General features: G+C 66.0%; 26 protein-coding genes. 21 read left to right on the top strand and 5 right to left on the bottom strand.

Features of this window, described 5'->3' with window-relative positions:
- Nucleotides 1-6: 6 nt before the first annotated feature.
- The 21 genes from WKW77_RS31615 to WKW77_RS31515 all read left to right on the top strand — a co-directional run bounded on the left by WKW77_RS31615 (nt 7) and on the right by WKW77_RS31515 (nt 18,155).
- Nucleotides 7-600, top strand: a complete 594-nt coding sequence (locus WKW77_RS31615; protein ID WP_340360849.1) for a HupE/UreJ family protein — start codon at nt 7-9, stop codon at nt 598-600.
- An 89-nt stretch (nt 601-689) separates the two neighbouring features.
- A complete protein-coding gene (gene cybH, locus WKW77_RS31610; protein WP_340360894.1) occupies nt 690-1,364 on the top strand; it encodes a Ni/Fe-hydrogenase, b-type cytochrome subunit in 675 nt (224 codons plus the stop codon).
- A 4-nt stretch (nt 1,365-1,368) separates the two neighbouring features.
- Nucleotides 1,369-2,004: a HyaD/HybD family hydrogenase maturation endopeptidase gene (locus WKW77_RS31605; protein ID WP_340360848.1), complete on the top strand. Its 636-nt coding sequence runs from the start codon at nt 1,369-1,371 to the stop codon at nt 2,002-2,004.
- Nucleotides 2,005-2,014: 10 nt separating this feature from the next.
- Nucleotides 2,015-2,329 carry a HypC/HybG/HupF family hydrogenase formation chaperone gene (locus WKW77_RS31600; protein WP_340360847.1) on the top strand — a complete coding sequence of 105 codons (315 nt, stop codon included), beginning with the start codon at nt 2,015-2,017 and terminating at the stop codon, nt 2,327-2,329.
- A 25-nt stretch (nt 2,330-2,354) separates the two neighbouring features.
- A complete protein-coding gene (locus WKW77_RS31595; RefSeq protein WP_340360846.1) occupies nt 2,355-2,858 on the top strand; it encodes a thioredoxin domain-containing protein in 504 nt (167 codons plus the stop codon).
- A gap of 12 nt (nt 2,859-2,870) precedes the next feature.
- Nucleotides 2,871-3,737, top strand: coding sequence for a hydrogenase expression/formation protein (locus WKW77_RS31590; protein ID WP_340360845.1), 867 nt, complete (start codon nt 2,871-2,873; stop codon nt 3,735-3,737).
- Nucleotides 3,734-3,973: a rubredoxin gene (locus WKW77_RS31585; protein ID WP_340360844.1), complete on the top strand. Its 240-nt coding sequence runs from the start codon at nt 3,734-3,736 to the stop codon at nt 3,971-3,973. The genes WKW77_RS31590 and WKW77_RS31585 overlap by 4 nt, the downstream gene beginning before the upstream one ends.
- Entirely contained in the window at nt 3,970-4,488 is a 519-nt protein-coding gene (gene hybE / locus WKW77_RS31580) for a [NiFe]-hydrogenase assembly chaperone HybE (protein WP_340360843.1), read from the top strand. The genes WKW77_RS31585 and hybE overlap by 4 nt, the downstream gene beginning before the upstream one ends.
- Entirely contained in the window at nt 4,485-5,639 is a 1,155-nt protein-coding gene (locus WKW77_RS31575) for a hypothetical protein (protein ID WP_340360842.1), read from the top strand. The genes hybE and WKW77_RS31575 overlap by 4 nt, the downstream gene beginning before the upstream one ends.
- Nucleotides 5,632-5,979, top strand: a complete 348-nt coding sequence (locus WKW77_RS31570) for a hydrogenase maturation nickel metallochaperone HypA/HybF (protein WP_340360841.1) — start codon at nt 5,632-5,634, stop codon at nt 5,977-5,979. Before WKW77_RS31575 ends, WKW77_RS31570 begins: the two co-directional genes overlap by 8 nt.
- A 13-nt stretch (nt 5,980-5,992) precedes the next feature.
- Nucleotides 5,993-6,961 (top strand): hydrogenase nickel incorporation protein HypB, encoded by a 969-nt coding sequence (hypB, locus tag WKW77_RS31565; RefSeq protein WP_340360840.1) that lies wholly within the window; start codon nt 5,993-5,995, stop codon nt 6,959-6,961.
- Nucleotides 6,961-8,109, top strand: coding sequence for a Kae1-like domain-containing protein (locus tag WKW77_RS31560; RefSeq protein ID WP_340360839.1), 1,149 nt, complete (start codon nt 6,961-6,963; stop codon nt 8,107-8,109). Before hypB ends, WKW77_RS31560 begins: the two co-directional genes overlap by 1 nt.
- Nucleotides 8,100-8,345 (top strand): HypC/HybG/HupF family hydrogenase formation chaperone, encoded by a 246-nt coding sequence (locus WKW77_RS31555; RefSeq protein WP_340360838.1) that lies wholly within the window; start codon nt 8,100-8,102, stop codon nt 8,343-8,345. The genes WKW77_RS31560 and WKW77_RS31555 overlap by 10 nt, the downstream gene beginning before the upstream one ends.
- Complete coding sequence (hypD, locus tag WKW77_RS31550; RefSeq protein WP_340360837.1) at nt 8,342-9,490, top strand: hydrogenase formation protein HypD; 1,149 nt, start codon at nt 8,342-8,344, stop codon at nt 9,488-9,490. The genes WKW77_RS31555 and hypD overlap by 4 nt, the downstream gene beginning before the upstream one ends.
- Nucleotides 9,487-10,539 (top strand): hydrogenase expression/formation protein HypE, encoded by a 1,053-nt coding sequence (gene hypE / locus WKW77_RS31545; RefSeq protein WP_340360836.1) that lies wholly within the window; start codon nt 9,487-9,489, stop codon nt 10,537-10,539. The genes hypD and hypE overlap by 4 nt, the downstream gene beginning before the upstream one ends.
- Before the next feature lie 32 nt (nt 10,540-10,571).
- The gene (locus tag WKW77_RS31540) at nt 10,572-11,069 is read left to right on the top strand and encodes a hypothetical protein (RefSeq protein WP_340360835.1); all 498 of its coding nucleotides are present in this window, start codon (nt 10,572-10,574) and stop codon (nt 11,067-11,069) included.
- Between the two features lie 106 nt (nt 11,070-11,175).
- Nucleotides 11,176-12,855, top strand: a complete 1,680-nt coding sequence (locus WKW77_RS31535) for an enoyl-CoA hydratase-related protein (protein WP_340360834.1) — start codon at nt 11,176-11,178, stop codon at nt 12,853-12,855.
- 2 nt (nt 12,856-12,857) lie between these two features.
- On the top strand, nt 12,858-14,300 hold the full coding sequence (locus tag WKW77_RS31530) for a sigma-54-dependent transcriptional regulator (protein WP_340360893.1): 1,443 nt from the start codon (nt 12,858-12,860) through the stop codon (nt 14,298-14,300).
- A gap of 1 nt (nt 14,301) precedes the next feature.
- A complete protein-coding gene (locus WKW77_RS31525; RefSeq protein ID WP_340360833.1) occupies nt 14,302-15,315 on the top strand; it encodes an NADH-quinone oxidoreductase subunit B family protein in 1,014 nt (337 codons plus the stop codon).
- A 9-nt stretch (nt 15,316-15,324) separates the two neighbouring features.
- On the top strand, nt 15,325-16,782 hold the full coding sequence (locus tag WKW77_RS31520) for a nickel-dependent hydrogenase large subunit (RefSeq protein ID WP_340360832.1): 1,458 nt from the start codon (nt 15,325-15,327) through the stop codon (nt 16,780-16,782).
- 23 nt (nt 16,783-16,805) lie between these two features.
- On the top strand, nt 16,806-18,155 hold the full coding sequence (locus WKW77_RS31515; RefSeq protein ID WP_340360831.1) for a sensor histidine kinase: 1,350 nt from the start codon (nt 16,806-16,808) through the stop codon (nt 18,153-18,155).
- Between the two features lie 483 nt (nt 18,156-18,638).
- Here WKW77_RS31515 and WKW77_RS31510 read toward each other — a convergent pair whose 3' ends face one another.
- From WKW77_RS31510 to WKW77_RS31490, 5 genes are all read right to left on the bottom strand, one after another.
- The gene (locus WKW77_RS31510) at nt 18,639-20,597 is read right to left on the bottom strand and encodes an oxidoreductase (RefSeq protein ID WP_340360830.1); all 1,959 of its coding nucleotides are present in this window, start codon (nt 20,595-20,597) and stop codon (nt 18,639-18,641) included.
- A 160-nt stretch (nt 20,598-20,757) separates the two neighbouring features.
- On the bottom strand, nt 20,758-21,807 hold the full coding sequence (locus WKW77_RS31505) for an ABC transporter substrate-binding protein (protein WP_340360829.1): 1,050 nt from the start codon (nt 21,805-21,807) through the stop codon (nt 20,758-20,760).
- Nucleotides 21,808-21,821: 14 nt separating this feature from the next.
- Nucleotides 21,822-22,892 (bottom strand): ABC transporter ATP-binding protein, encoded by a 1,071-nt coding sequence (locus tag WKW77_RS31500; RefSeq protein WP_340360828.1) that lies wholly within the window; start codon nt 22,890-22,892, stop codon nt 21,822-21,824.
- Nucleotides 22,882-23,685, bottom strand: a complete 804-nt coding sequence (locus tag WKW77_RS31495; protein WP_340360827.1) for an ABC transporter permease — start codon at nt 23,683-23,685, stop codon at nt 22,882-22,884. Before WKW77_RS31495 ends, WKW77_RS31500 begins: the two co-directional genes overlap by 11 nt.
- The gene (locus tag WKW77_RS31490; RefSeq protein ID WP_340360826.1) at nt 23,682-24,590 is read right to left on the bottom strand and encodes an ABC transporter permease; all 909 of its coding nucleotides are present in this window, start codon (nt 24,588-24,590) and stop codon (nt 23,682-23,684) included. The genes WKW77_RS31495 and WKW77_RS31490 overlap by 4 nt, the downstream gene beginning before the upstream one ends.
- Nucleotides 24,591-24,687 lie beyond the last annotated feature (97 nt).

Genomic DNA, 24,687 nt, shown 5'->3' with positions numbered 1-24,687 from the left:
GACATCATGTTCACCAAGACCTTGATTCGCCCCTTCGCCCTTGCCGTTCTGCTGGCCACGGCGGCGTCAGCCTCGCAAGCGCACCCGGGCCATGGCACGGAAGGGCTGGCCGCAGGCTTGGCCCACCCCTTCATGGGGATGGACCACCTGCTCGCGATGGTCGCAGTCGGCCTCTGGTCGACCGCCGCGCTGCCCGAGGGCCGTCGCCATCTCGGACCGGTCGTTTTCATGGCGTCGCTGCTTGTCGGCGCCACGCTGGCCTTGGCGGGATGGGAGCTGCCGATGGTCGAGGCCGGCGTTGCCGCAAGCGTGCTGCTCCTGGCCGCGCTGATGCTGGGCGCGCGCCGCATCCCCTCCGCAATCGGCCTGACGATGGTGGCCCTTGCCGCGCTGCTGCACGGCCATGCCCACGGGAGCGAACTCGCGGCGGGCCATTCCTTCGGGGCCTATGCCGCCGGCTTCCTTGCCACGTCGGCATTGCTGCATGGCATCGGACTGGCCGCGGGCAGGGCCTTGCATCGTCTGCCGGGCTGGGTCTGGCGCGCTGCCGCCGCGCTGATGGCGTCGGGCGGCGTGCTCATGCTGGCCGGGCGGCTCTGAGTCGCGACCACAACCCTCCGAAAGGCCAGACCATGTCCACCGCCCTGCCCCAACGCCTCGACGCCGATGCGGCCGCCGACGCGGCCGTCATGTCGAGCGCCCAGTCGATCAAGTCGGTCTACGTGTTCGAAGCCCCGGTGCGCATCTGGCACTGGGTCAATGCCGCCGCCATCCTCGTGCTGGCCGTCACCGGCTATTTCATCGGCTCGCCGCTGCCGACCCAGCCGGGCGAAGCCAGCGCCAATTTCCTGATGGGCTACATCCGCTTCGCGCACTTCTCGGCCGGCTACCTTCTGGCCGTCGGACTGCTCGGCCGCCTCTATTGGGCGCTGGTCGGCAACCACCATGCCCGCGAGCTGTTCTGGGTGCCGATCTTCCAGCGTGCGTACTGGCGCGAACTCTGGGGCATGGTGAAGTGGTACGGCTTCGCAAGCGAGCGACCGGGCCGCTACGTGGGCCACAACCCGCTGGCGCGCTTCGCGATGTTCTTCTGCTTCTTCCTGCTGTCCCTCTTCATGATCATCACCGGCTTCGCGCTGTATGCGGAAGGCGCGCAGGCGGGCTCCTGGCAGGATCGCCTGTTCGGCTGGGTCATTCCGCTCTTCGGGCAATCGCAGGACGTCCACACCTGGCATCACCTGGGCATGTGGGGCCTGGTCAGTTTCGTGATCATCCATGTGTACGCGGCGATCCGCGAAGACATCATGGGCCGCTCCAGCGTGGTCAGCACCATGATCTCGGGCCACCGGACGTTCAAGGACTGACGGCATGTCGCACCTTCCCGACGACAGCGTGTGCGTCCTCGGCATCGGCAACGTGCTGTGGGCCGACGAGGGCTTCGGCGTGCGATGCGTCGAGGCGCTGCAGCAACGCTACGAGTTCGCGCCCCACGTCAGCCTGATCGACGGCGGCACGCAGGGCCTGTACCTGATCCAGCATGTGCAGCAGGCCCGGCGGCTCCTGATCTTCGATGCGATCGACTACAGCCTGGCGCCGGGGACACTGAAACTGGTCGAGAACGACGACGTGCCCCGTTTCATGGGCGCCAAGAAGATGAGCCTGCACCAGACGGGCTTCCAGGAAGTGCTGCTGCTGGCGCAACTGACACAGCGCTATCCCGAAGAGCTGCTGCTGATCGGCTGCCAGCCAGAGGAACTGGAGGACTACGGCGGCAGCCTGCGCCCGTCCGTCAAGCAGGCGATGGAGGACGCGCTGGCGCTTGGCGTCGATGCGCTGCGCCGCTGGGGCGCCAGGCCGCGCTTCCGGCGCCAACCGCTCAGCGGCGCGGATGCCGTCACCTTCCGCCAGCTCGACCTGGGCCGCTACGAGGGTGAGCGACCATCGGAAACGCTCGCCTGCCGGCTCGGCGACGAGCGCTTCATGCCGCAGCTCGAAGACCACTGAGGTGCCCGCGATGTGCATCGGCATTCCCATGCGAGTCCTCCGGATCGAACCCGGTCATGCGCTGTGCGCCGGCCGCGGCGAGCAGCGGCGCGTGCGAACGGCACTGGTCGGCGAGGTGGCGGTCGATGACTGGCTGCTGGTCTTCATCGATTCCGCACAGGATCGCCTCGACGCACCGCGTGCCGCCGAGATCGACGCCACGCTCGACCTGCTCGAGGCAGCCGCCGCGGGGCGGTCCACCGAGACCGAAGCCGCGTTCGAGCTGCCGTCCCGCATCGGCAAGGCGCAACTGCTCGCGCTCACCGGCGCGCAATGTCTTCCCTGACCCAAGCACCCCCTGCAGGCCCCCCATGAACACCGAACACTCCGGCAGCGAAGCGATCGTGAGCCTGCCCGTGCAACCGCCCAGACCCGCGACCGAGGCCTCCGCGCTCATCTCGCGGCTGGTCGACAGCTTCGGCGCCACTTGGCTCGACGGCAGCACCATCGACACCTGGGCGGCCGAAGGTGGCGACCGGGTGGTGCTGTTTGCCGGCGACGCCGTGCGCTTCCCGGAAGGTCAGGACGTGGCGGCCGTGCTGCCCGAGCTGCAGCGCAGCTTTCCGGGTCGCTTCGCGATCGGGGTCGTGCCGCGTGATCTCGAGGAAGCTGTCGCGCTCCGCTTCGGTTCACAGCGCTGGCCGACCCTTCTCTTCCTGCGCGATGGCGCCTACGTGACGACCGTCTCGGGCATGCACGACTGGGACGTGTTCCAGCAACTCGTCGCGAATGCTCTCGCCAGCCCCGTGTCGCGCGCGCCCACGATCGGCATTCCGGTGGTAAGCGCTTCTGCTTCCGCCACGTCCTGTCACTGAGGGGCCGTGCCAATGAAAGACTTTCCCATTCCAGTGCGCAGCATCGGCCCAGGCTCCCAGGTCGAAGAGGAGGCGTTGGCCTACATGCCGATGCCGCAGGGCATGGAGACGTTTCGGGCGCCCGTGCTGGCCGAGCCGGAAGAGCTGGCCCTGCGGCATCAGGCTCACGCCGCGCTGCGCGATGCACTTGAGCAACTCGAGCGGGTCTGCTTCGACGGCATCAACCGGCGCGTCGACCTGCGCGGATTGGACATGGACAACCTGGCCTTGGTGAACCAGGTGCTCGGCGAAGGTGAGGTCAGCGCACGCGTCCAGCATGACGGCGAACCTCGCCGCGAGTTGCACATCCAGGAGTCCGTGTTCGCTGGCGTCTGGCGCGTGGTCGGTTCCACGGACGGCCGTGTTGAGACCGACCAGATCGAGATCGGCCCGATCCCCGACGCGCTGAAGGCGGTTGCGCGCGCCGACGTGCTGGCCGGCATGCGCCGCTGGAACGGCCCGCTGCCGCCCAACGTGCAGAATGCGCCCGCGCTGCTGGCCGAGATCGAAGAGCAATGGCGCGCCTGGAAGCCGGGCCAACCTGCACACGTCGTCAATCTGACGCTGCTGCCGATGTCAGTCGAGGACATCGGCTTCCTGGACCATCACCTGGGCACCGGGCGCGTGCTGATTCTCTCGCGCGGCTACGGCAACTGCCGCATCACGAACACGCAGATGCCGCACTGCTGGCGGGTCGTGTACTACAACTCGCAGGACGTCGTGATCCTCAACACCGTGGAGGTGAGTGAACTGCCCGAGGTGGCACAGGCGGCGCGCGAGGACCTCGAGGACTCGCGCCAGCGGCTCAAGGAGGTGCTCGAATGGGTCATGCAGGCATGAATCTCGCCGCCGCGAACTTCGAGGGCAGCTACCTCGGCGACCGCGGCCGACTGCCCGCCCAGGCGCGGCTCGAATGCAAGATCTGCTGGTGGGTCTACGATCCCGCCATCGGTGACCCGGTGTGGCAGATCGCGCCCGGCACGGCCTTCGCGGCGCTTCCCTCGCACTGGCGCTGTCCGCAATGCGACGGCGACGCGGAGCAGTTCATGGTGCTCGACGATACGGACCGGTCGTGACCGCCACCGCCAAGCACCACGCCATCTCCCGCGCCCGCGAGCTCGAGAGTGTGTTTACGGGTATCGCGCGCCATCGCATGGCCGGTCTGCCCTTGCTGAATCCGGCGCTGCGGGTGGAAGCCATCGGCTTCGTTCCGGCTGTGGATTCGACGACGCCGGCCGACCCTCCCGGAGCGATGGGCGTCCTGGTCACGCCCTGGTTCATGAACCTGGTCTGGTTTCCGCTGACGCGCGGCGACGGCGACGGCGACGCGCAGGTGGGCGCCACGCGCCTGCGCATGCTGGGAACGCAGCAGTTCGCCTTCATCGGGGCGCACGAGGACCAGTTTGGATCGTTCGAAGCGTGTTCGATGTTTTCCCCGATGTTCGAGTTTGCTGACCACGCGGCCGCGCATGCCACCGCGACAGCGCTGCTCCACGCCTTGCGCGAGAAGCCCAAGGCGACCGGGCTTCCGGTTGCCGCCCGCCGCTCGTTCCTGCTGGGACGCGGCGCGACGAGGGAGCGCGCCGCATGAACAGCCTCGACGCGCTCGCGGGCGTCCTGCGCGTACGGCCCGGGGCGCCGCGTCCGCGCAGCCTGACGGGCACGCGACCGGCCTGGGCCGGCACGATCGCGCGCGGACGACCGGCGCACGAGGTACCTCGCCTGCTGGCCAGCCTCTTCAGCCTGTGCGGGCATGCCCACGGACTGTGCGCCGGGCTGGCGGTTCAGGCAGCGCAGCGTGGCGAGGTCGCGCCGGCATTCGACGACTTGCGCGCGCTTCAGTGCGAGACGCAGCGCGAGCACATTCGCCGCATCTGCCTGAACTGGACCCGGCAACTGGTCCTGACACCGGAAGCTGGCGAGAGGATCGCCGGCCTGGGCCTTGGCGCGCTGTACGCCTGTCCCGCGCTGGCGAGCGGCTTCGATGGCGGCAACATGGCGGCCGTGGCGCGGTGGATGGCGCAACACCTGCTCGGCACGGATCCGGGGACCTGGGTCGCGAACTGGTCGCAGGATCGCTGGCTGTGGCTCGCCCACTGGAGCCAGGCCGACAAGGGGTGGCTTGCCGAACTCCTGCGAAGCTCCAGGACCTTCGCGGATCTGCCGGTAGCGGGCGACACCCCGCTGCGCCCCCACGCCGATCGCTCGTCGCTGGTCGAGTTCGCCGCCGGCCTGCGAGATGCGGCCAGCGCGTCAACGCACCCGCTGTGGCGAGGCGGCTGCGCCGAAACCGGCACCTGGACACGCCTGCACGATGCGGACTCGCCGCCTTGCATGACGGCCTGGCAGCGACTGGGCGCACGCGTGGCGGAACTGGCGCGACTTACCCTGCCAGATGCGGCCACGCGAGGCGGCGCCGGCTGGCTCTCCACCGGCACACTGCATCTCGCACGCCGGGAAGGCATGGCGTGGGTCGAGATGTCCCGCGGCTTGCTCGTTCACCACGTGCGGCTCGAGGGCAGCGGCGTGCAGCCGCGCGTGGCCAGCTATGGCGTGCTCGCGCCGACGGAGTGGAATTTCCACCCCCAAGGCGCAGTCGCACGGGCGCTGGAAGCCATGCCCCCGGCCGGTGCCGACGAGCGCCTGCGCGCCCGCGTGCAAGCGCTGATGGCTGCGTATGATCCCTGCGTGCGTTTCGAAGTGGACGCCGACCCTCTCCCCACGGAGTCCGCCCATGCATGAAGCCAGCCTCGCCGGCGGCATCCTGAAGCTCGTCGAGGATGCGGCGCGGCGCGAGAACTTTCGCCGGGTCACTTCGATCCGGCTCGAAGCCGGACGATTGGCGGGCGTCGAGGTGCGCGCCCTGCGCTTCGCGCTCGAGGCCATCGCCCCCGCCACCTGCCTGCAGGGCGCCCGCATCGAGATCGATGAACCCCCGGGCACTGCGTGGTGCCTGCCCTGCGGCGTGAGCGTGACCCTGTCGCGCCGCGACGAGGCCTGCCCGCACTGCGGCAGCCACCACCTCCAACCCACCGGCGGTTGCGAGTTGCGCGTGGTCGAAATGCAGGTCGAAGACCCATGAAGGAGACCGAGCCATGTGTGTAGTCTGCGGATGCGCCGAGCCGGCGCACGACCACGAACATTCCCACGCGACAGCGCCCGGCCATGAGCGCGATCGTGAACATGTACATGACCACGACCACTCGCACGGACCTGACGACCTGCACTACGGCGCCGGCGCCGCGCGCGTGTCGGTCCCCGGCATGAGCCAGGCACGGACGATCCGCCTGGAGGCCGACATCCTCGGCGAGAACAATCGCATCGCCGCGCAGAATCGGCGGCACTTCGAGGCCCATGCCGTGACTGCGCTGAACCTGCTGTCGAGCCCGGGCTCAGGCAAGACCACGCTGCTGTGCGCGACGATCGACGCGCTGCACCGGCGCGCCGAGGGTCTCTCGGTATCGGTCATCGAGGGCGACCAGCAGACCAGTTTCGACGCCGAGCGCATCCGCGCGACGGGGGCGCCGGCCATCCAGGTCAACACCGGCAAGGGTTGCCATCTGGATGCGCCGATGGTCGCCGAAGCCTTCGCGCGACTGCACAGCCATGATCACCACCACGGACATCCGCACGACAGCGGCAGCCTCCTCTTCATCGAGAACGTCGGCAACCTCGTCTGTCCGGCGCTGTGGGACCTCGGCGAGGCGGCCAAGGTGGTGGTGCTGTCGGTGACGGAGGGGGAAGACAAGCCGCTCAAATACCCCGACATGTTCGCCGCCGCCGACCTGATGGTGCTCAACAAGATCGACCTCTTGCCACACCTGCGCTTCGACGTGGAACGCTGCATCGCCGGCGCACGCCGCGTCAATCCGCGCTTGGAAGTGATCCAGCTGTCGGCGACTACGGGTGAAGGCATGGAAAGATGGCTCGACTGGCTGGCAGCGTGCTGTGGCACCTCGCACGATGCCATGCGCGAAGGCTCGGCCGATCTACGCGCAAGGGTCGCTCAACTCGAAACGGCGCTCGCGCAGGCGCGCGCCCAACTCGAACGGACCGGCACCTGATGTCCACCCCTCACCCGGTCGTGCTGGCCTGCGGTGCCTGGCTGAAGAACACGGCCTGCCTCCTGGATGCCGGCGTGCCGCGCTGGTCGGCGTCGCACGGGGATCTGTCCGACCCCGAGGCCTGCCGGCGCCTCGAAGACTCGCTGCATGCGCTGGCGCGTGACGGGCATGCGCCCGTCACGGCTGTGGCGCACGATCTGCACCCCGACTTCTTCAGCAGCCGCATCGCCATCGCGCTCGCCGACGAGTGGGGCGTGCCCGCGGTCGGCGTGCAGCACCATCACGCCCACATCGCCGCGGTCATGGCCGAGCACGGCGTCGGGGAGCCGGTCATCGGGCTGGCGCTCGACGGCTTCGGACTCGGCAGCGATGGCGGTGCATGGGGCGGCGAGCTGCTGTGGGTCGGGCGGGGCGACTGGCAACGGTTGGGCAGTTTGTGGCCGCTGGCCTTGCCGGGCGGCGACGCGGCCGCGCGCGAGCCGTGGCGCATGGCCGCCGCGGCCCTGCACGCGCTGGGCGCAGGCGATCGCATCGGATCACGCCTCGCCCCTGCCGTTGGCGCGGCATCCGCCGGCGGCGTGCAGCGCATGCTGGCAAATGGCTTGAATTGCCCGCCGACGAGCAGTGCAGGACGGTGGTTCGATGCTGCGGCGGGCGCGTTGGGCCTGTGCGTGCGGCAGCAGCATGAAGCGCAAGCGGCCATGGCGCTCGAGGACGAAGCCAGGCGCTGGCTGGACGTCCACGCACCGATGGCGGCCCTCGACATCGTTGATCCGAGCGCGCTCGATCGGCTGGACCTCCGACCGCTATTGCGGCGACTTATCGAATGGCCCGATGCGCTGGCGAATGCGGGCGAAGCGGCCGCATGGTTCCACCTATCCCTGGCGCGCGGGCTGGCCGATTGGGCCGCCATGGCGGCACGGAGCACCGGCGCCCGCATGGTGTGCCTGGGCGGTGGCTGCTTCTTCAACACGGTGCTGCGCGCGCAGGTGACGCAACGACTGCAACAGCACGACCTTCGTGTGCTCGCGCCACAAACCATCAGCTGCGGCGATGCGGGCCTGGCGCTTGGACAGGCATGGGTCGTCGCCCATCACGCCGGCGCGCAGGCGTCGGTCCTGCAAGAGGAGGCCAAGTCATGTGTCTAGCCATTCCCACCCGACTCATCGAAGTCCGGCCTGGGGCACAGGGGCTGGTTGAACTCGGCGGCATCCGAAAGGAAATCTCCATCGCGCTGGTGCCCGAGGCGCGCGTCGGCGATTACGTGATCGTGCATGTGGGCCATGCCATCGGAATGATCGATCCGCAGGAGGCCGAACGCACGCTGCGCATGTTCGGCGAACTGGCGGCGCTCGCGCAAGAACCGGAGGCCCGGACAGCATGAAATTCATCGACGAATTCCGCGACGGCGGGCTTGCCCGCAAGATCGCGGACCGAATCGCCTCCGAGGTCTTGCCCGAGCGCCTCTACAGCTTCATGGAGTTCTGCGGCGGCCACACCCACGCGATCTCGCGCTACGGCATCGGCGAGCTGCTGCCGGCGAACCTGCGCATGGTGCACGGACCGGGCTGCCCGGTCTGCGTGCTGCCGATCGGGCGCGTCGATCTCGCCATCGAGCTTGCGCTCGCGCAAGATGCCATCGTCTGCACCTATGGCGACACGATGCGCGTGCCGGCGTCCAACGGACTGTCGATGGTGCGCGCAAAGGCGCGCGGCGGCGATATCCGCATGGTCTATTCCTGCGCCGACGCGCTGGAGATCGCGCGCCGCGAACCTGGACGCGAAGTGGTGTTCTTCGCCATCGGCTTCGAGACCACCACGCCGCCAACCGCCCTCGCGCTGCAGAAGGCACGCGCCGAAGGACTGCGGAACTTCAGTGTCCTGTGCTGCCACGTGCTCACGCCATCGGCCATCACGCACATCCTCGAGTCGCCGGAGGTCAGGCAGTTCGGAACCGTGCCGATCGACGGCTTCGTCGGGCCGGCCCACGTGAGCATCGTGATCGGCTCGGGCCCCTACGAGCACTTCGCGCAGGAGTACCGCAAACCGGTGGTGATTGCCGGCTTCGAGCCGCTGGACGTCATGCAGGCCGTCCTGATGCTGGTGCGCCAGGTCAACGAAGGGCGTGCCGAGGTCGAGAACGAGTTCACCCGCGCGGTCGATCGCGACGGCAACCTGCATGCCCAGGCCCTGGTGTCCGAGGTCTTCGAGCTGCGCCCCAGCTTCGAATGGCGCGGCCTGGGCGAGGTGCCCTACAGCGCGCTCAAGATCCGGCCCGGGTTCGCCGAATTCGACGCCGAACGGCGTTTCGGCCTGGACTATCGACCCGTGCCCGACAACAAGGCCTGCGAATGCGGCGCCATCCTGCGCGGGGTCAAGAAGCCGACCGACTGCAAGATCTTCGGCACCGTCTGCACACCCGAAAATCCGGTCGGCTCGTGCATGGTGTCGTCGGAAGGCGCCTGTGCGGCCCACTACGCCTACGGCCGCTTCAAGGACATTCCCGTTCATGCCGAGGTGACCCGATGAGCGGATCCCGAAAAGACTACGTCCGGCCGCTCGACCTGCGAAATGGCCGGGTCGACATGGGCCATGGAGCAGGCGGTCGTTCGTCCGCGCAGCTGATCGAGGAGCTGTTTCTCGCCGCCTTCGACAACGATTGGCTGCGCCAGGGCGATGACGGCGCTTCGCTGGCAATCCCGTCGGGCGCGCGGATGGTCATGGCGACCGATGGCCATGTGGTGTCTCCGCTCTTCTTCCCTGGCGGCGACGTCGGCTGCCTGAGCGTTCACGGGACCATCAACGACCTCGCCATGTGCGGTGCGAAGCCACTGTATCTGGCCGCCAGTTTCATCCTCGAGGAAGGGTTCCCGCTGGCCGATCTCCAGCGGATCGTCGCCTCCATGGCCGCCGCGTCGCGCGCCGCCGGCGTGCCGGTCGTCACGGGGGATACCAAGGTGGTCGAACGCGGCAAGGGCGATGGCGTCTTCATCAGCACCACGGGGATCGGCGTGGCGCCCGCGGGCGTGAACGTGGCGGGCGCCAATGCGCGCCCAGGCGACGCGATCCTGCTTTCCGGAACCATCGGCGACCACGGCGTCGCGGTGCTTTCGAAGCGCCAGGCGCTCGACTTCGAGACCACCATCACGTCCGATACCGCCGCCCTGCATGGTTTAGTGGCGGCGATGCTCAAAGCGTCCAGCCGCATCGGCGTGCTGAGGGACCCCACCCGCGGCGGATTGGCGACCACCCTCAACGAGATCGCCCGGCAGTCGAAGGTCGGCATGGTGCTCGAAGAAGCCGCCATTCCGGTGCTGCCCCAGGTCGACGCGGCCTGCGAATTGCTGGGCCTCGATCCGCTCTACGTCGCCAATGAGGGAAAGCTGGTCGCCATCTGCGCCGCCGATGCGGCCGACGACGTGCTCGCTGCCATGCGTGCCCACCCGCTTGGCGAACGGGCCGTGCGCATCGGGACGGTCACCGAAGATCCCCATCGCTTCGTCCAGATGAACACCCGGTTCGGCGGACGGCGGGTGGTCGACTGGCTGAGCGGCGAGCAGCTGCCGCGAATCTGCTGAGCGGATTCGATCGCTTTCAGGGGAGCACGCGAATGGATGCAGATTTGGATCGCGTCTTCGCGAAGACAGAAAAAGGGCGACAGGAACTCGCTGCACGCTCTCGAAACCTGAGCGTGCGAGCCCGTGCGGCCCTGATCCTGGTCAACGGCACGGACGGCGTCCGAGTCCTGCGCGGGAAGCTCGGGCCCGGTGCCATGGCCGTGATCGAGGACCTGCTACATGCGGGCCTCATCGAACCGCGCGGGCCGGCGCAAGACAAGCCGCCCGGGGGCGCCATCGCACCGCCCGCGACAGCCGCGCCGGGCGCCGCCCTCTCCGACTTTCGCGAGCAGCTGCGAACGCTACAGCGCGAGGCCCTTGCGTGCTTGACGCCTCATTTCGGGCCGGACGTCCTGATCGTTGCCGGGCCGCTGCTGGCGGCGACCAGCTTCGAGGCCTTTGCCGACGAACTCGCCAGCATCGAGCGCAAGCTTGCGATCTATGTCGGCAAGACACAGGCCGCGCGCATCGTGGCGGCTTTGCGGGCATGAGATGACGCCCTCCCCGGCACGCGCCCTGCGCATCCTCTTGCTGTGCCACAGCTTCAACAGCCTATGCCAACGGCTGTTCGACGAATTGCGCGCGCTTGGCCATCACGTGAGCGTCGAACTCGACATCGCCGACCCGGTGACCGAGGAGGCCGCGGCCTTGTGCCAACCCGACCTCGTGGTCGCGCCGTTCCTGAAGCGCCGCATTCCCGCTTCGGTGTGGCAGCGATGGCTGTGCCTCGTCGTCCATCCTGGCCCACCGGGCGACCGCGGCCCTTCGGCGCTCGACTGGGCCATTCTCGAAGGCCGCAGCGAATGGGGTGTCACCGTTCTGCAGGCCACGGGCGATTTCGATGCCGGTCCCATCTGGGCGCACGAGACATTCGCCCTGCGCGCGGCGTCCAAGGGCAGCCTGTACCGCCGCGAGGTTGCGGACGCCGCCGTGAACTGCACCTTGCGCGCCATCGGCACGCTGGTCTCGAAGCGAGATCCCGCCTCTGCCCTCACGCCAAACCGGCCCCAGGGCTGGAAGCCCATCGTCCGACAAACCGATCGGCAGATCGACTGGCTCCGCGATACGACGGCGCGGGTGCTGTCCAAACTGCGCAGCGCCGACGGCCAGCCTGGGGTGGAAGACGCCCTGTTCGGTCTTCCATGTCGCTTGTACGAAGGCCACCCGGCCACCCCCGAACTGCTGCAGGCCCTGCCCGGCGCCGCACCCGGCGAGGTGACGGCACGGCGCGACGGTGCGGTGCTACGCCACACGGTGGACGGCGCCGTCTGGATCGTGCAGGCGCGCAATGCGCTCGCCTGCGGCGATGGTCCCCCCTTCAAACTGCCTTGCGCCCTGGCGTTCGCGGACGCTGTCGATGCCCTCCCATCATGGCCAGCCGCACTCGAAAGAGATCCCGCCGAATGGGGCGAAATCCGCTATTGGGAAGTAGGTCCGCCACAGGCCAGGGTCGGCTGCCTTTCCTTCGACTTCCACAACGGCGCCATGTCCACGGACCAGTGCCGACGATTGCAGAAGGCCGTGCAGCATGCCAAGCGGCGGGACACGCGCGTGCTGCTGATGCTGGGCGGCGCCGACTTCTTCAGCAACGGCATTCACCTCCACTGCATCGAGGCGGCGGCGCATCGTTCAACTGACAGTGCCGCAGACGAGTCGTGGCGCAACATCCAGGCCATGGACGACCTGGCGCTGGAACTCATCACGACCACTGACCGGTTGACGGTCTCGGTGCTTCGCGGCAACGCCGGCGCGGGCGGCGCCTTCCTCGCCCTGGCGACGGACGAAATCTGGGCCCACAGGGGCGTGGTGCTGAACCCGCACTACAGGAACATGGGCAACCTCTACGGCTCGGAGTACTGGACCTATTTGCTCCCCAAGCGGCTCGGCGCCGCCGCCGCGGCGCGCCTGATCGACAGCCGCCTGCCCATCGGTGCCGCGGCCGCCCTGCAGATGGGCTTGCTCGACCGCCGCTTCGACGCGGCTGGCGCCGCTTTCGAGGCTCAGGCAACTACCCATGCGCTGGCGCTCGCCGCATCGGACAATCTGCCGGCCCGACTCGCCAAGAAGCTGAATCGGCGCCGCGCCGACGAAGCCGAACGGCCGCTGGCGGACTATCGCAAACACGAGCTCTCCCGCATGCATCGCAACTTCTACGGCTTCGACCCCAGCTATCACGTGGCCCGCTACCACTTCGTGCACAAGCTGCCCCATTCCTGGACCCCGCGCCATCTGGCGCTCCACCGGGAAGCCGGCCTCGGCGGGGTGGCACGCTCGTGACGATGCCGGCAACGATGTCGACCGTGCTGGTCGTCGACGACGAAGTGCGTTCGCAGGACGCCATGCGCCGCACGCTCGACGAAGACTTCAGCGTGCTCACGGCGAGCGGGGCCGACGAGGCACGCACGCTGTTGGAGCAGAACGAGATCAGCGTCATTCTTTGCGACCAGCGCATGCCCGGCCTGACGGGCGTCGCTTTCCTGAAGGAGGTGCGCGATCGCTGGCCCGACACGGTCCGCATCGTGATTTCCGGCTACACGGACTCCGAAGACATCATCGCCGGGATCAACGATGCCGGCATCTACCAATACATATTGAAGCCGTGGATGCCGGACCATCTGCTGGACACGGTACGCAACGCGGTCGAAGCCCGGACGCTCCAGAGCGAAATGAACAGGCTGGACCTGGAGCTGCGCACCAGCACGCCGGTGCTGCGCCGGCGAACCGCCAGCAAGATGGAACGGGCCCGGAGCGTCTTCGACTTCGACCGCATCGAGCGCGCTCCTGGCAGCCCTCTGGACGCCGTGTGCGAGCTGGCGGCGCGCATCGCGCGATACGACCTCAGCGTGCTGGTGCTCGGCGAGTCCGGCAGCGGCAAGGAACTGCTGGCGCGGGCCGTGCATTACGCGAGCCCTCGCGCGGCGGGCCCCTTCGTGGTCGAGAACTGCGCCGCCATTCCGGACACGCTGCTTGAGTCGGAGCTCTTCGGGCACAAACGGGGCTCGTTCACAGGCGCCTTCGAGGACCACATCGGGCTGTTCCAGCGCGCGCACGGTGGCACGCTCTTCCTGGACGAGATCGGCGAGACATCGGCCGCGTTCCAGCTCCGGCTGCTTCGCGTTCTGCAGGAGGGGGAGGTCCGGCCCGTCGGCTCGCCGCGCACGGTTCCGGTCGATGTCCGGGTCATAGCCGCGACTCACCGGGACCTGGAGCGCCGGGTCCTGGAGGGACACTTTCGTGAAGATCTGTACTACCGGATCGCCTGCGTCACTGTCAACGTGCCGCCGCTGCGCGAGCGAAGCGGAGACATCGGGCCCATCGCCCGGCGCCTCGTGAGCGAGATCGGAACGGCCCTTGGACGGCCTGCGGCGACGTTGTCGGACGAGGCGCTCGCCTGTCTCATGGCCTATCCCTGGCCAGGCAACATCCGTGAATTGCGCAACGAGATCTCCCGCGCCGTTGCGCTCAGCAGGGACGAGCGAATCGACGCCACGGCCTTTTCGTCGCGCGTGCTGCAAGGGCAGATGGGACGCACGGCCGCAGCGCAATCGCTCGCGCTGCCGGCGAACGGCACGCTGGTCGAGCGTCTCGCCGCGATCGAGGCCATGATCCTGCGTGAAACGATGGTGCGGAATCGCTGGAACAAGTCCAAGGCCGCGAAGGAGCTGGGGCTGTCGCGCGTCGGCTTGCGGGGCAAAATGGTCCGTTTCGGACTGGAGGGCTGAGATGCATTCGACATCGATGTTCAATGTGCTGTGGCTCCAGTCGGGTGGCTGCGGCGGTTGCAGCATGTCCTTGCTGTGTGCCGACACACCCGACTTCCACGGCCAATTGCGAGACGCCGGTATCCACCTGCTGTGGCATCCCTCCCTATCCCTCGAAAGCGGGACCGAGCTGATCGATATCCTGGAGCGCGCGGCAGATGGCTCACTGCGCATCGATGCCCTTTGCATCGAGGGCTCCCTGCTGCGCGGGCCCAACGGCACGGGACGCTTCCATGTGCTGGCGGGAACCGGCATCCCGATGATCGACTGGGTGGCGCGGCTCGCTGCCAGGGCGCGGCACGTGGTAGCGATCGGCAGCTGCGCGGCATGGGGCGGCATCACCGCGGCGGGCGCCAATCCGACCGATGCCTGCGGCCTGCAGTACGACGGCGATCGCCCGGGCGGCCTGCTGGGCCGCGACTTTCGCGCGGCGGGCGCCCTGCCCGTCATCAACGTCGCGGGCTGTCCGACGCACCCGGGCTGGGTGATCGACACGCTGATGGCACTCGCGGCGCAGCGCCTGGCGGAGAACGACCTCGATCCGCTCGGCCGGCCTCGCTTCTACGCCGATCAGCTGGTGCACCACGGCTGCACGCGCAACGAGTACTACGAGTTCAAGGCCAGCGCCGAAAAGCCATCGGACCTGGGCTGCATGATGGAACACATGGGCTGCAAGGGCACCCAGGTGCATGCCGACTGCAACACGCGCCTGTGGAATGGCGAAGGGTCCTGCACGCGCGGCGGCTATGCCTGTATTGCCTGCACGGAGCCCGGCTTCGAAGAGCCTGGCCACCCGTTCCACGAAACACCCAAGATCGCCGGCATCCCGATCGGATTGCCGACCGACATGCCCAAGGCCTGGTTCGTCGCACTGGCCTCGCTGTCCAAGTCGGCCACGCCAAAACGAGTCAAGGCCAATGCGACGGCCGATCACCTGGTCGTGGCGCCGGCGGTGCGCAACCTGCGATCGAGATAGAGAGATCCCATGTCGCGCCTGTTGGTCGGTCCATTCAATCGCGTCGAGGGCGATCTCGAGGTCAGCCTCGAAATCAAGGACAGCCGCGTGGTGACAGCCCAGGTCAACGCTCCGATGTACCGCGGCTTCGAACAGATCCTTCGTGGCAAGCGACCGCATGATGCGCTCGTCTACGTGCCGCGCATCTGCGGCATCTGTTCGGTCTCGCAGTCGGTGGCATCGGCTCGTGCGCTGGCTGACATGGGGGGGATCCGCATGCCGCCGAACGGGCAGCACGTGACAAACATCATCCTCGCCACCGAGAACCTTGCCGATCACCTGACGCATTTCTATCTCTTCTTCATGCCCGACTTCACGCGCCCGACGTATGCGCAAAGGACGTGGCACGCGGAAGCCCACAGGCGCTTCGACCCCACCACCGGCGAGCACGTGCGTGGCGCCATCGCCGCGCGCCAACGGTGGTTCACGATGCTCGGCACCCTTGCCGGCAAATGGCCGCATACTCAAAGCCTTGAGCCGGGGGGGTCAAGTCGCGCCGTTCAAGCGGCGGAAGCGACGCGGCTGCTCTCCCGCGTGCGCGAGTTCAGGCGCTTCCTCGAGCATCAGTTGTTCGCGGCGCCGCTCGAGACGATTGCGGCGCTTTCCAGCGAAGCGGCGCTCTGGGACTGGCAGGCGCAGGCGCCGTCGCATGGCGATTTCCGGTTTTTCCTGGAGATCGCGCGCGACACCTCGCTTGCGACCCTGGGCCCCGGGCCAGGCCGATTCCTGAGCTATGGCGCCTACCCGCAACCTGACGGCGAGTTCGCCTTTGCCCGCGGCGTCTGGCATGCGGATGACAACGCATTGGCGGCACTCGACGAACAGGCCATCCGCGAAGATGCGACCCACGCCTGGCTGGCCGACACAGGTGGCCCGCGCCACCCGCGCAGTGGCCTGACGATTCCCGCGGCCGACAAGCCCGGCAGCTACACCTGGAACAAGGCGCCGCGCCTCGCCGGCCAGGTGGTGGAAACCGGCGCCATCGCCCGTCAAGTTGCCGATGGCCACCCGCTCGTGCGAGATGTCGTGGCAAGCTACGGCGGCAGCGTCTACACGCGCGTGCTCGCCCGACTGCTGGAACTGGCACGCGTGGTGCCGAAGATGGAGGAATGGCTGGCGCAGTTGCGTCCGCACGAGCCTTTCTGCGTCGTCAGCACCCTCCCGGACGAGGGCGTCGGAGTGGGCTTGAGCGAGGCGGCGCGAGGAAGCCTTGGCCACTGGCTCGTCGCGAGCCATGGGCGCATCGAGAACTACCAGATCATCGCGCCGACGACCTGGAATTTTTCGCCGCGCGACGCCGAGGGCACGCCCGGCGCCCTCGAACGCGCGCTGGAGGGGGCACCCGTTCTGGCGGGCGAAACGACACCGGTCGCGGTTCAGCACATCGTGCGGTCGTTCGACCCGTGCATGGTTTGCACGGTCCACTGATGCGGGCGATCGCAGGCGCCGCGATGCCACCGCCCGACTCCGATCCGCCGAGGTCCCCCGCGCCCCCGCAACCGCCGGGCATGGACGACACGACCTGGCTCGACGTCATCCACAAGATGGACGAGGTCTATTCGCAGTTGGTGCACGACGAGATCGAACTGGAGAAGAAGAACGTCGAGCTCGAACAGTCGCAGCAGTTCATCTTCAGCGTGCTCTCGGCGATGTCGGACGTGCTGCTGGTCTGCACCACGAGCGGCGAGATCGAGGAGACGAATGCCGCCTTGTGCGAGCTCGTCGGCCGCGCCGACGAGGACCTGCGCGGCACATCCTTGTTCGACCTGCTGGCGGATTCAGACAGCGTCGCGCGCGCGCGCACCGTGCTCCTCAATGCGAGTCCCACACGCCTGGGCGAGGCGGTGGAATTGAACTTGAAGGGAGCCCTCGGAGAGTGCGTGCCAGTCGATGCGAACTGCACCCCGCGCATCGCTTCCTCAGGGCGCCGCCTGGGGACCGTGTTCGTCGCCCGCCCGACGGCGGAGATCAAGCGGGCCTACCAGGAACTGCGCGCGGCGCACGAAGCCCTCAAGAAGACGCAGCAGCAACTGCTTCATTCGGAAAAGATGGCCTCCCTCGGCCGCCTCGTGGCGGGCGTTGCGCACGAACTCAACAATCCGATCAGCTTCGTGCTTGGCAATGTGCATGCTCTGAGCCGATACAGCGACCGCCTCCGCACGTACATCGCCGCAGTTCATGCGGGAGAAGGCGACCAGGCATTGGCACACCTGCGCGCGCAGCTGCGCATCGAGCACTTGTTGAGCGACCTGCCATCGCTCATCGAAGGCACGCTCGAAGGTGCGCAGCGAACCGCTGACATCGTGAACGGGCTGCGGCGCTTCTCGGCCATGGACCCCGAGGAACGCAAACCCGTCGACTTGAATCAGGTGGTTGATCGCGCGATTCACTGGGTCGCCAAGGGATCGCCGCGTCCGTTCACCGTGGAATGGCATGCCGGCGCACCTTGCATGGTCATGGGCAGCGCCGGCCAATTGCAGCAGGTTGTGATGAACCTCATCCAGAACGGTCTCGATGCTGCCAGCGGTGCAATGTCCGAAGGCCCCCGGCTGTGGATCGACGCCGCAACCGAAGGCGGCATGGTCCTGCTGCACGTGCGAGACAACGGACCGGGCATCGCACCGGAAAGCCTGACGCGCATATTCGATCCGTTCTTCACGACGAAGCCGATCGGAAAAGGGACGGGACTCGGGCTGTCGATCAGCTACGGCATCGTCGAGCAGCATGGCGGCGCGCTCAGCGCGCGCAATCATCCGGCTGGAGGTGCGGAGTTCACGGTTCAGCTGCCTCTTGCGGCTTGACCGCCGTGGCCGATTCTCGTCAGGGGTTCTTTTTTCGTAAGTCAGCAATAAATCACGCCCTTGAGTTCGAAATGCCCACCTGGACTAAGGAGCTGGTTCGATCCAGTTGGTCGCTATCTCAATAAGCGGATGGAGTTTTCGTAAGCCTCGTGGGCAATACCTCCCCCTCAACGCGCCGTTTTGCTCTCACGGGATGAACCGTTGCTTCACGTTGCTTCCGACTCGCTTCGTCGAATGTCCAGATCTCGCGTAGTGTCAGAGGGATGCGGACTGCCAAGCTATGGTGCAAGAAGCTGCTATCAGAATGAGATGCTTCCCTGCAGTGAGCATCCTCGTAACTGGGAAATAGGAGTCTTCACCGCTTTTCAGAGCACGATGGCATTCAACATCGCCTATGTCTTTTCGTTGAACGCGAGCGAAGCGCACGAGCGGACACAGAGCCGGCATTTTTGAACCCGATAGCCGGATCGTCTCAGACTGAACTCAAAGCCGTCGGCCGGCAAGAAGGCCCTCGTACACCGCCTCTTCCGCCGTCCGCGGAGACAGGCAGTCGCCGACGATGATCACCTCACCCCGCCAATCGGCTAACTCCTGCTCGAGCGTGGTTTCCGGCTTTTGGCCGCACGCGAGGACGATCGTTTCCACGCCTTCGCAGACGATGGGCGCGTTCGAAATGATGTGCAACAGATAGGCCGTCGTCGCGTCTGCGCCGTAAATCCGGGCATTGGGAACAATTGCGACCCCGAGTTCGTGCAGCCGCGCAGCCCAAGAGTCCCGAAGATACATCTGCAAATTGAGGCCCGCGTGAGGTCCGTTGACGGCGAGGCGCACATGGTGCCCCTCGCGCACCAGCTTCTCCGCCATCCCCATGCCGACCCAGTCGCAACGCCAGTCGGCAATGAGCACAGATCCCCTAGCGTGCTGTTTTCCCGTCAAGATGTCCCATGCCTGAACGATGTTTGCGCTTTCGTCGACCTCCAGCGCTGGACGATAGGGGCTGCCGCCGGTTGCGGCAACGACGGCATCGGCACCCATGTCCAGAAGGACCGCCTTGCTCACCGGCGTGTTGAGGCGAACTTCTACGCTCTGGCGCTTCAGTTCCTGTTCTAGATTGGTGATCAATCCACCGAATTCCGCGCGTCCAGGCAACAGCTGCGCCAGCAACGCCTGGCCTCCCAAGCGGCCACTCGCCTCGCACAGAATAACGCGGTGGCCTCGCTCAGCCGCCGTCACTGCGGCCTTCATGCCAGCCGGCCCGCCTCCCGCCACGACGACGAGCTTCGGGACAGCGGTGTGGGTCACAGCTCCCATCTGGCTTTCTCTACCGGAGATCGGGTTTTGAATGCAGGAGATCGAATACCCCTGATGAAAATGCCCGATACAGGCCTGGTTGCAGCCAATGCACGCACGAATGTCATCGAACTGCCCTGCCTGCGCCTTACGCGCCATGTCGGCGTCGGAAATCATGGCGCGTGTCATGCCGCACATGTCGGCCAAGCCGGCCGAGAGCACTTCCTCGGCAATCTGGGGCTGATTGATCCGTCCAGCAACGAACACTGGCAGCCCGACCACAGCGCGGAGCGTGCCTGCCTGCGGTGCAACATACGCAGGCTTGTGATCCATCGGCGGCACCACGTGTATCGACCCGCCCAGGCCAGCCATTGATCCCGTTGTCGCGTTGACGTAGTCCAATGCCCCAGCGCGTGCGAGCGCCTTGCAGACCTCGATGACTTCCCCCGCCTCCAAGCCATCAGCTTCGACCTCCTCGACGGAGATGCGCATGCCGACGACAAGATCTTCACCCACGTTGGCCCTTACTGCCGCAAGGCACTCGGCGAGGAAACGCATCCTGTTCTCACGAGTCCCGCCAAAGCGATCCGTCCGGTGATTGGTCGCCGGATTAAGGAACTGGGCGAACAACAGGCCGTGGCTGGATACAAGCTCCACGCCATCCAGGCCAGCCTTGGCGAAGCGCCCTGCCGCCTCGCCGCAAGCGACGATGAGTTCCTCGAGAAGTTCCAGCGGCATGGCCCGCGGCATGGTGTGGAAGCGGTTGTCGGGGACGGCGGACGGCGCGTAGGCAACATCTCGCATTCCCTCCTTGACGCGTTTGGAGACACGCCCGGAATGGGACAGCTGGCCGAAAATCTTGGCACCATGCCGATGCACGGCCTGCGCCAGCCGGCGATAGCCAGGAATGCTGCTGTCGTCCACCACCACGAGCTCGGCGGAGTCGCTAAACGAAGTCTCGTGGAACCGTGCGGACTCGACAATGATGAGCCCGGCGCCTCCACGAGCGCGCGCCTCGTGGTACGCGATGAGCTTGTCGCCCGGCACACCTTGTTCGGCCAGGTAGGTCTGATGCCCGGTCGAGACGATCCTGTTTCGGATCTCCGTCTTTCGAAGCATCAGGGGCGAGAACAGGTGCTTGAGGGTCGTCATGGGCATGCGGGCTGCGGACTACGTTGGCTGGCCGGCGGGTGCGGAAGGGACAGCCCTACCGTCGGGGAGTTGGTGGCAGAAATGGAATGCACAGAGTCGAGCGGCGACTAAACGATCGGCGCGAAAGAGGCCTTTTCGAACGCCGCTACTGGCCGAAGCTTCAGGAAAGCTGAAACTTCTTCCACTCTTCCTCAAATTTCGTGGCGTACTTGGCTACCTCTTCATCGTTAATGATGCAGGTGTCCTTGAAGTTCGCTGGGTGGGATACGAAGATCTTGGCCTGCTCAGCAGTCGCCTTTGCGGCTGCCTGGTCGAGCACGGGCCCGTAGGTCTCCAACGGAAGCAGGGCGCTCTGCGCCTCGTCACTGATGCTGTAGTCGATGACCTTCATAGCCAAGTCCCGGTTGGGCGTTCCCTTCGGGACAACAAACGCTTCTCCCCAGGAGATCGCGTCCTTGTAGCTGAATCCGACCGGAGCGTTCTCCTTGATCACATCCAGAATGCGCCCGCTCCATGCCGAAGCCATGACCACCTCGCCTGAAGACAGGAGCTGGGCAGGCTGCGCGCCAGTAGCCCACCAGACCTTCACGTGGGGCTTGATCTCCTTGAGCTTTGCAAACGCCAGTTTCATCTTCTCGTCGGTTGCCGGATAGATCTGGTCGCGCGGGACACCCGCGGCCAGAAGCGCTGCCTCGTAGTTGTACCAAATGCGGGTGTACAGCGAGCGCGGGCCAGGGAAGTCCTTGACGTTCCAGAAATCCTTCCAAGACGTCGGCACACGGTCCTTTGGCATCGCCTTCGTGTTGTATGCGAAAACGGTGGCGCCCACGAATGTGTAGATGCCGTACTCACTCACCCAGGCCTTGTTCAGCTTGGACGCATCGATGATCGAGTAGTCGAGTTTCTCCAGGAGTCCCTGATCTCGCCCTTGAAAGACAAACTGGCCACCCACGTCGACAAGGTCCCATTCGACTGCTTTGGCTTCCACCATCGCCTTGAGCTTGGCGTAGTTGGTCGGGGAGACGTTCGCGATCGGCCTGCCGAACTTCTTCGATGCTGGATCCATGAAGGCCGTCTTCAAGGCGGCTCCTGCCGCTCCGCCGAAGGAGCAAAAGGTGAACGGGCGCTGGGACTGCGCCCGAGCCATACCGGGCACCGCCATGGCGGCCGCGGCACCGAGCAACTGCAACGATTGACGTCTCGTCTTCATATGGATCCTCAGGGTCAAGTGGTCAACGGAATGATGCGGATGTCCTCGTTCCGCCAGGAAAGCCGGATCTCCCGGCCAGCGTCCGGCATCTCTGCGCCGGAAAAGCGTCGAATCCAAAACTCCTGTCCAGTGGCGAGCAGCAGTCGAATCGCCAAGATCTCGCCCAGGTGCACAACTTCCTGCACGCGCGCAGCCAATCCGCTGGGCGACGCGCTAACCGTCACGCTCTCGGGGCGAACCAGTGCGCCAACCGCATCGCCAACTCGAAGCCCCGGCGCGGCCTCGCCGACGAGCTCAAGCCCGAGTCCCGACGCATTGACGCGAGCGACACCGCCAGAGATTTCGGTAACGCTGCCGTTCAAAATATTTGATTCGCCCAGGAACGAAGCCACGAACGTGTTCGCAGGCCTGTGATAAAGCTCGTTGGGATTGCCGATCTGCTCAATGCGCCCACCGCGCATCACGGCAATGCGGTCACTCATCGCAAGTGCTTCCTCTTGGTCGTGGGTGACGAAGAGCGTTGTACGCCCGAAGTCCCTGTGGAGTCGACGGATCTCCAGTTGGACCTGCTTACGCAGCTGGCGATCCAGAGCGCCCAGCGGCTCATCCATCAGCAGCACAGGCGGTTCGATGATGAGGGCGCGAGCGAGCGCAACGCGCTGCTGCTGCCCTCCCGACAGCTGGCGGATCTCACGCGCGTTGAAGTCCTCCAGGCGCACACCGGCGAGTGCGCGCATGACGCGCGCCTGTATCTCCGACGAGGGAACTCCGCGAACACGCAGCCCGTAGGCGACGTTGTCGAAGACGTTCATATGCGGGAACAGCGCATAGTTCTGAAATACCATGCCGATGTTCCTCTTGCGCGCTGGCAGAGAAGTGACGTCGCTGGCTCCGATGAACAGTGAACCACTGTCGGGAGAGAGGAAGCCGGCCGCGATGTTGAGCAGTGTCGTCTTGCCCGACCCGCTGGGCCCAAGCAGCGTCACGAACTCGCCCGCTGCGAGATGCAGCGAGATGGGATTCAGCGCGTTGGTACCGCCAAACGCTTTCGCGATGCCTCGAAATTCGAGCGACTCAGCCTGCATGAGCTTGATCCTGAACGCGACGCTGTCGGAATGCGAGCTTGACGGCTGCGAACAGCAGAAGTGTCACCGCCATCAAGATGGTCGAAGCAACCGCCGTAATCGGCGTGTACTCGACACGGATGATCTCCCACATCTTGACGGACAGCGTCTTGGTGGTTGCACTGGAAAGGAAGATCGAAACCACGACCTCGTCGAACGAGGTGATAAATGCGAAGGCGGCTCCGCTGGCCAAACCCGGACCGATCAACGGCAGCGTAATGGTGCGAAACGCCGTGAAGGGGGAGGCACCCAGCCCCTCGGCGGCGCGCATACAGTTCGGCTCGATCCCTCTGAGCGCGACGCCGACGTTGACCACCACGAAAGGTAATGCCAGCACAGCGTGGCCCATCGCCAACCCCATCAATGTCCCATGCAGGCCCAGCGGGCGCATCACGTAGTACAGCGCAATGCCGCTGATGATGACTGGCACCACCAGCGGTGAAATTAGGATGGCACTAAGAATGCCGCGCAGCCGCGAAGGCGTGCGTAGGAGCCCGATGGCCGCGCTGGTTCCGAGGGCCACCGACAAGATCGTTGCTAGGATGGCCACCTCGATGCTGGTGAAAAGCGCGGAATACCATTCGCTATCTGCCAGAAAGGCCTCGTACCACCGCAGGGAGACTTTCGTCGGGGGCAGCTGAATGAAGCTTGCGTGATTGAAGGACGCAGGAACGACCGCAAGAATCGGCAGCATCAAAAAGCCGATGACCATCACGCCAATCACCGAGGTGGCAAGGTGGATGAATCGGTTCATCGTGCAGCAACCGTCGAGGTGACGTTGACGAAACGGCTGGCCAACCCGACGAGGAAAAGGACCAACGCGAGCATCCAGAAAGCCGCCGCGGCTGCCAGTGGCCACACGAGCTGCTCTTGCACGAAAACGTCGATCAGCATCGCAATCGTCACGTTCTTCATTCCGCCGAGAAGGGCCGGGGTGATAAAAAAGCCCAACGCCATCAAAAACACCAACAGGAAGCCAGCGGCGAGTCCAGGCGCCGTCATTGGGAGGTAGACGCGCGTGAACGTCTGGAGCGGATGAGCGCCAAGCCCATCACTTGCTTGCATAAGGCGCACATCGACGTTCTTCATCGCGCTATAGATGGGCAGCAGCGCATAGGGAAGCAGAACGTGGACCATGCCGATATAGACACCGAGGCTGTTGAACAGAAACTGCTGCGGTTGCTCAGCAAGGCCTGTACCGACAAGCGCGTTGTTCACGGGCCCGTTTTGTCCCAGCAGCAAGAGCCATGCAAAGGTGCGGACCAGGACACTGATCCAGAGCGGAAACAGCACGCACCAAAACGCGAGCGAGAGCGCCAGTCCTTTAAGGCGGGTGAGCATGTAGGCCGTAGGGAAGGACAACACCACCGAGATGAATGCGACGTTGAAGGCCAGCACGACGGTGTTGACGAAGACTTCCCGATAGACCGCCGTCGCGGCAATCGATTGGTACGACGCGAAGGTTCCGTCCGGGCTCGTGAACGACAGCCGCAGCAATTCGCCAAGGGGCGCAACGAAACAGGCGAGCAGGAACAGGAACACCGGACCGAGCAGCGCACAGGTGCTGAGCACGTGTCGCGTCCGCTGGCTCCACACGGGTCGCTGAGCCTCGTTGGCCGGAGAGGCCAAAGCCTTGACGGTGAAGTGAACGGTAGACATTGCTAGCTAGTTGAGGCTTTACGCGAAGCGATCAAACAAGAACCCACAGATGGGTGCGATGGTTCCACCGCGCGCAGGGCCTGTCAAACAATTTATG

The sequence above is a fragment of the Variovorax ureilyticus genome (assembly GCF_037889935.1).
In the GTDB taxonomy this organism is placed as follows: domain Bacteria; phylum Pseudomonadota; class Gammaproteobacteria; order Burkholderiales; family Burkholderiaceae_C; genus Variovorax; species Variovorax ureilyticus.
The sequence above is the reverse complement of the archived record's forward strand: the minus strand, read 5'-3'. Positions and strand labels throughout refer to the sequence as shown.

Coding starts and splice junctions, on each gene's coding strand:
- WKW77_RS31500 (WP_340360828.1), bottom strand. CDS start 22,892: ATGCAGGCTGAGTCGCTCGAATTTCGAGGCATCGCGAAAGCGTTTGGC.
- WKW77_RS31495 (WP_340360827.1), bottom strand. CDS start 23,685: ATGAACCGATTCATCCACCTTGCCACCTCGGTGATTGGCGTGATGGTC.
- WKW77_RS31520 (WP_340360832.1), top strand. CDS start 15,325: ATGTCGCGCCTGTTGGTCGGTCCATTCAATCGCGTCGAGGGCGATCTC.
- WKW77_RS31555 (WP_340360838.1), top strand. CDS start 8,100: ATGTGTCTAGCCATTCCCACCCGACTCATCGAAGTCCGGCCTGGGGCA.
- WKW77_RS31600 (WP_340360847.1), top strand. CDS start 2,015: ATGTGCATCGGCATTCCCATGCGAGTCCTCCGGATCGAACCCGGTCAT.
- hypD (WP_340360837.1), top strand. CDS start 8,342: ATGAAATTCATCGACGAATTCCGCGACGGCGGGCTTGCCCGCAAGATC.
- WKW77_RS31575 (WP_340360842.1), top strand. CDS start 4,485: ATGAACAGCCTCGACGCGCTCGCGGGCGTCCTGCGCGTACGGCCCGGG.
- cybH (WP_340360894.1), top strand. CDS start 690: ATGTCGAGCGCCCAGTCGATCAAGTCGGTCTACGTGTTCGAAGCCCCG.
- WKW77_RS31525 (WP_340360833.1), top strand. CDS start 14,302: ATGCATTCGACATCGATGTTCAATGTGCTGTGGCTCCAGTCGGGTGGC.
- WKW77_RS31570 (WP_340360841.1), top strand. CDS start 5,632: ATGCATGAAGCCAGCCTCGCCGGCGGCATCCTGAAGCTCGTCGAGGAT.
- WKW77_RS31540 (WP_340360835.1), top strand. CDS start 10,572: ATGGATGCAGATTTGGATCGCGTCTTCGCGAAGACAGAAAAAGGGCGA.
- WKW77_RS31615 (WP_340360849.1), top strand. CDS start 7: ATGTTCACCAAGACCTTGATTCGCCCCTTCGCCCTTGCCGTTCTGCTG.
- hypE (WP_340360836.1), top strand. CDS start 9,487: ATGAGCGGATCCCGAAAAGACTACGTCCGGCCGCTCGACCTGCGAAAT.
- WKW77_RS31560 (WP_340360839.1), top strand. CDS start 6,961: ATGTCCACCCCTCACCCGGTCGTGCTGGCCTGCGGTGCCTGGCTGAAG.
- WKW77_RS31530 (WP_340360893.1), top strand. CDS start 12,858: ATGCCGGCAACGATGTCGACCGTGCTGGTCGTCGACGACGAAGTGCGT.
- WKW77_RS31605 (WP_340360848.1), top strand. CDS start 1,369: ATGTCGCACCTTCCCGACGACAGCGTGTGCGTCCTCGGCATCGGCAAC.
- WKW77_RS31510 (WP_340360830.1), bottom strand. CDS start 20,597: ATGACGACCCTCAAGCACCTGTTCTCGCCCCTGATGCTTCGAAAGACG.
- WKW77_RS31515 (WP_340360831.1), top strand. CDS start 16,806: ATGCCACCGCCCGACTCCGATCCGCCGAGGTCCCCCGCGCCCCCGCAA.
- WKW77_RS31490 (WP_340360826.1), bottom strand. CDS start 24,590: ATGTCTACCGTTCACTTCACCGTCAAGGCTTTGGCCTCTCCGGCCAAC.
- WKW77_RS31585 (WP_340360844.1), top strand. CDS start 3,734: ATGAATCTCGCCGCCGCGAACTTCGAGGGCAGCTACCTCGGCGACCGC.
- WKW77_RS31505 (WP_340360829.1), bottom strand. CDS start 21,807: ATGAAGACGAGACGTCAATCGTTGCAGTTGCTCGGTGCCGCGGCCGCC.
- WKW77_RS31590 (WP_340360845.1), top strand. CDS start 2,871: ATGAAAGACTTTCCCATTCCAGTGCGCAGCATCGGCCCAGGCTCCCAG.
- WKW77_RS31595 (WP_340360846.1), top strand. CDS start 2,355: ATGAACACCGAACACTCCGGCAGCGAAGCGATCGTGAGCCTGCCCGTG.
- hypB (WP_340360840.1), top strand. CDS start 5,993: ATGTGTGTAGTCTGCGGATGCGCCGAGCCGGCGCACGACCACGAACAT.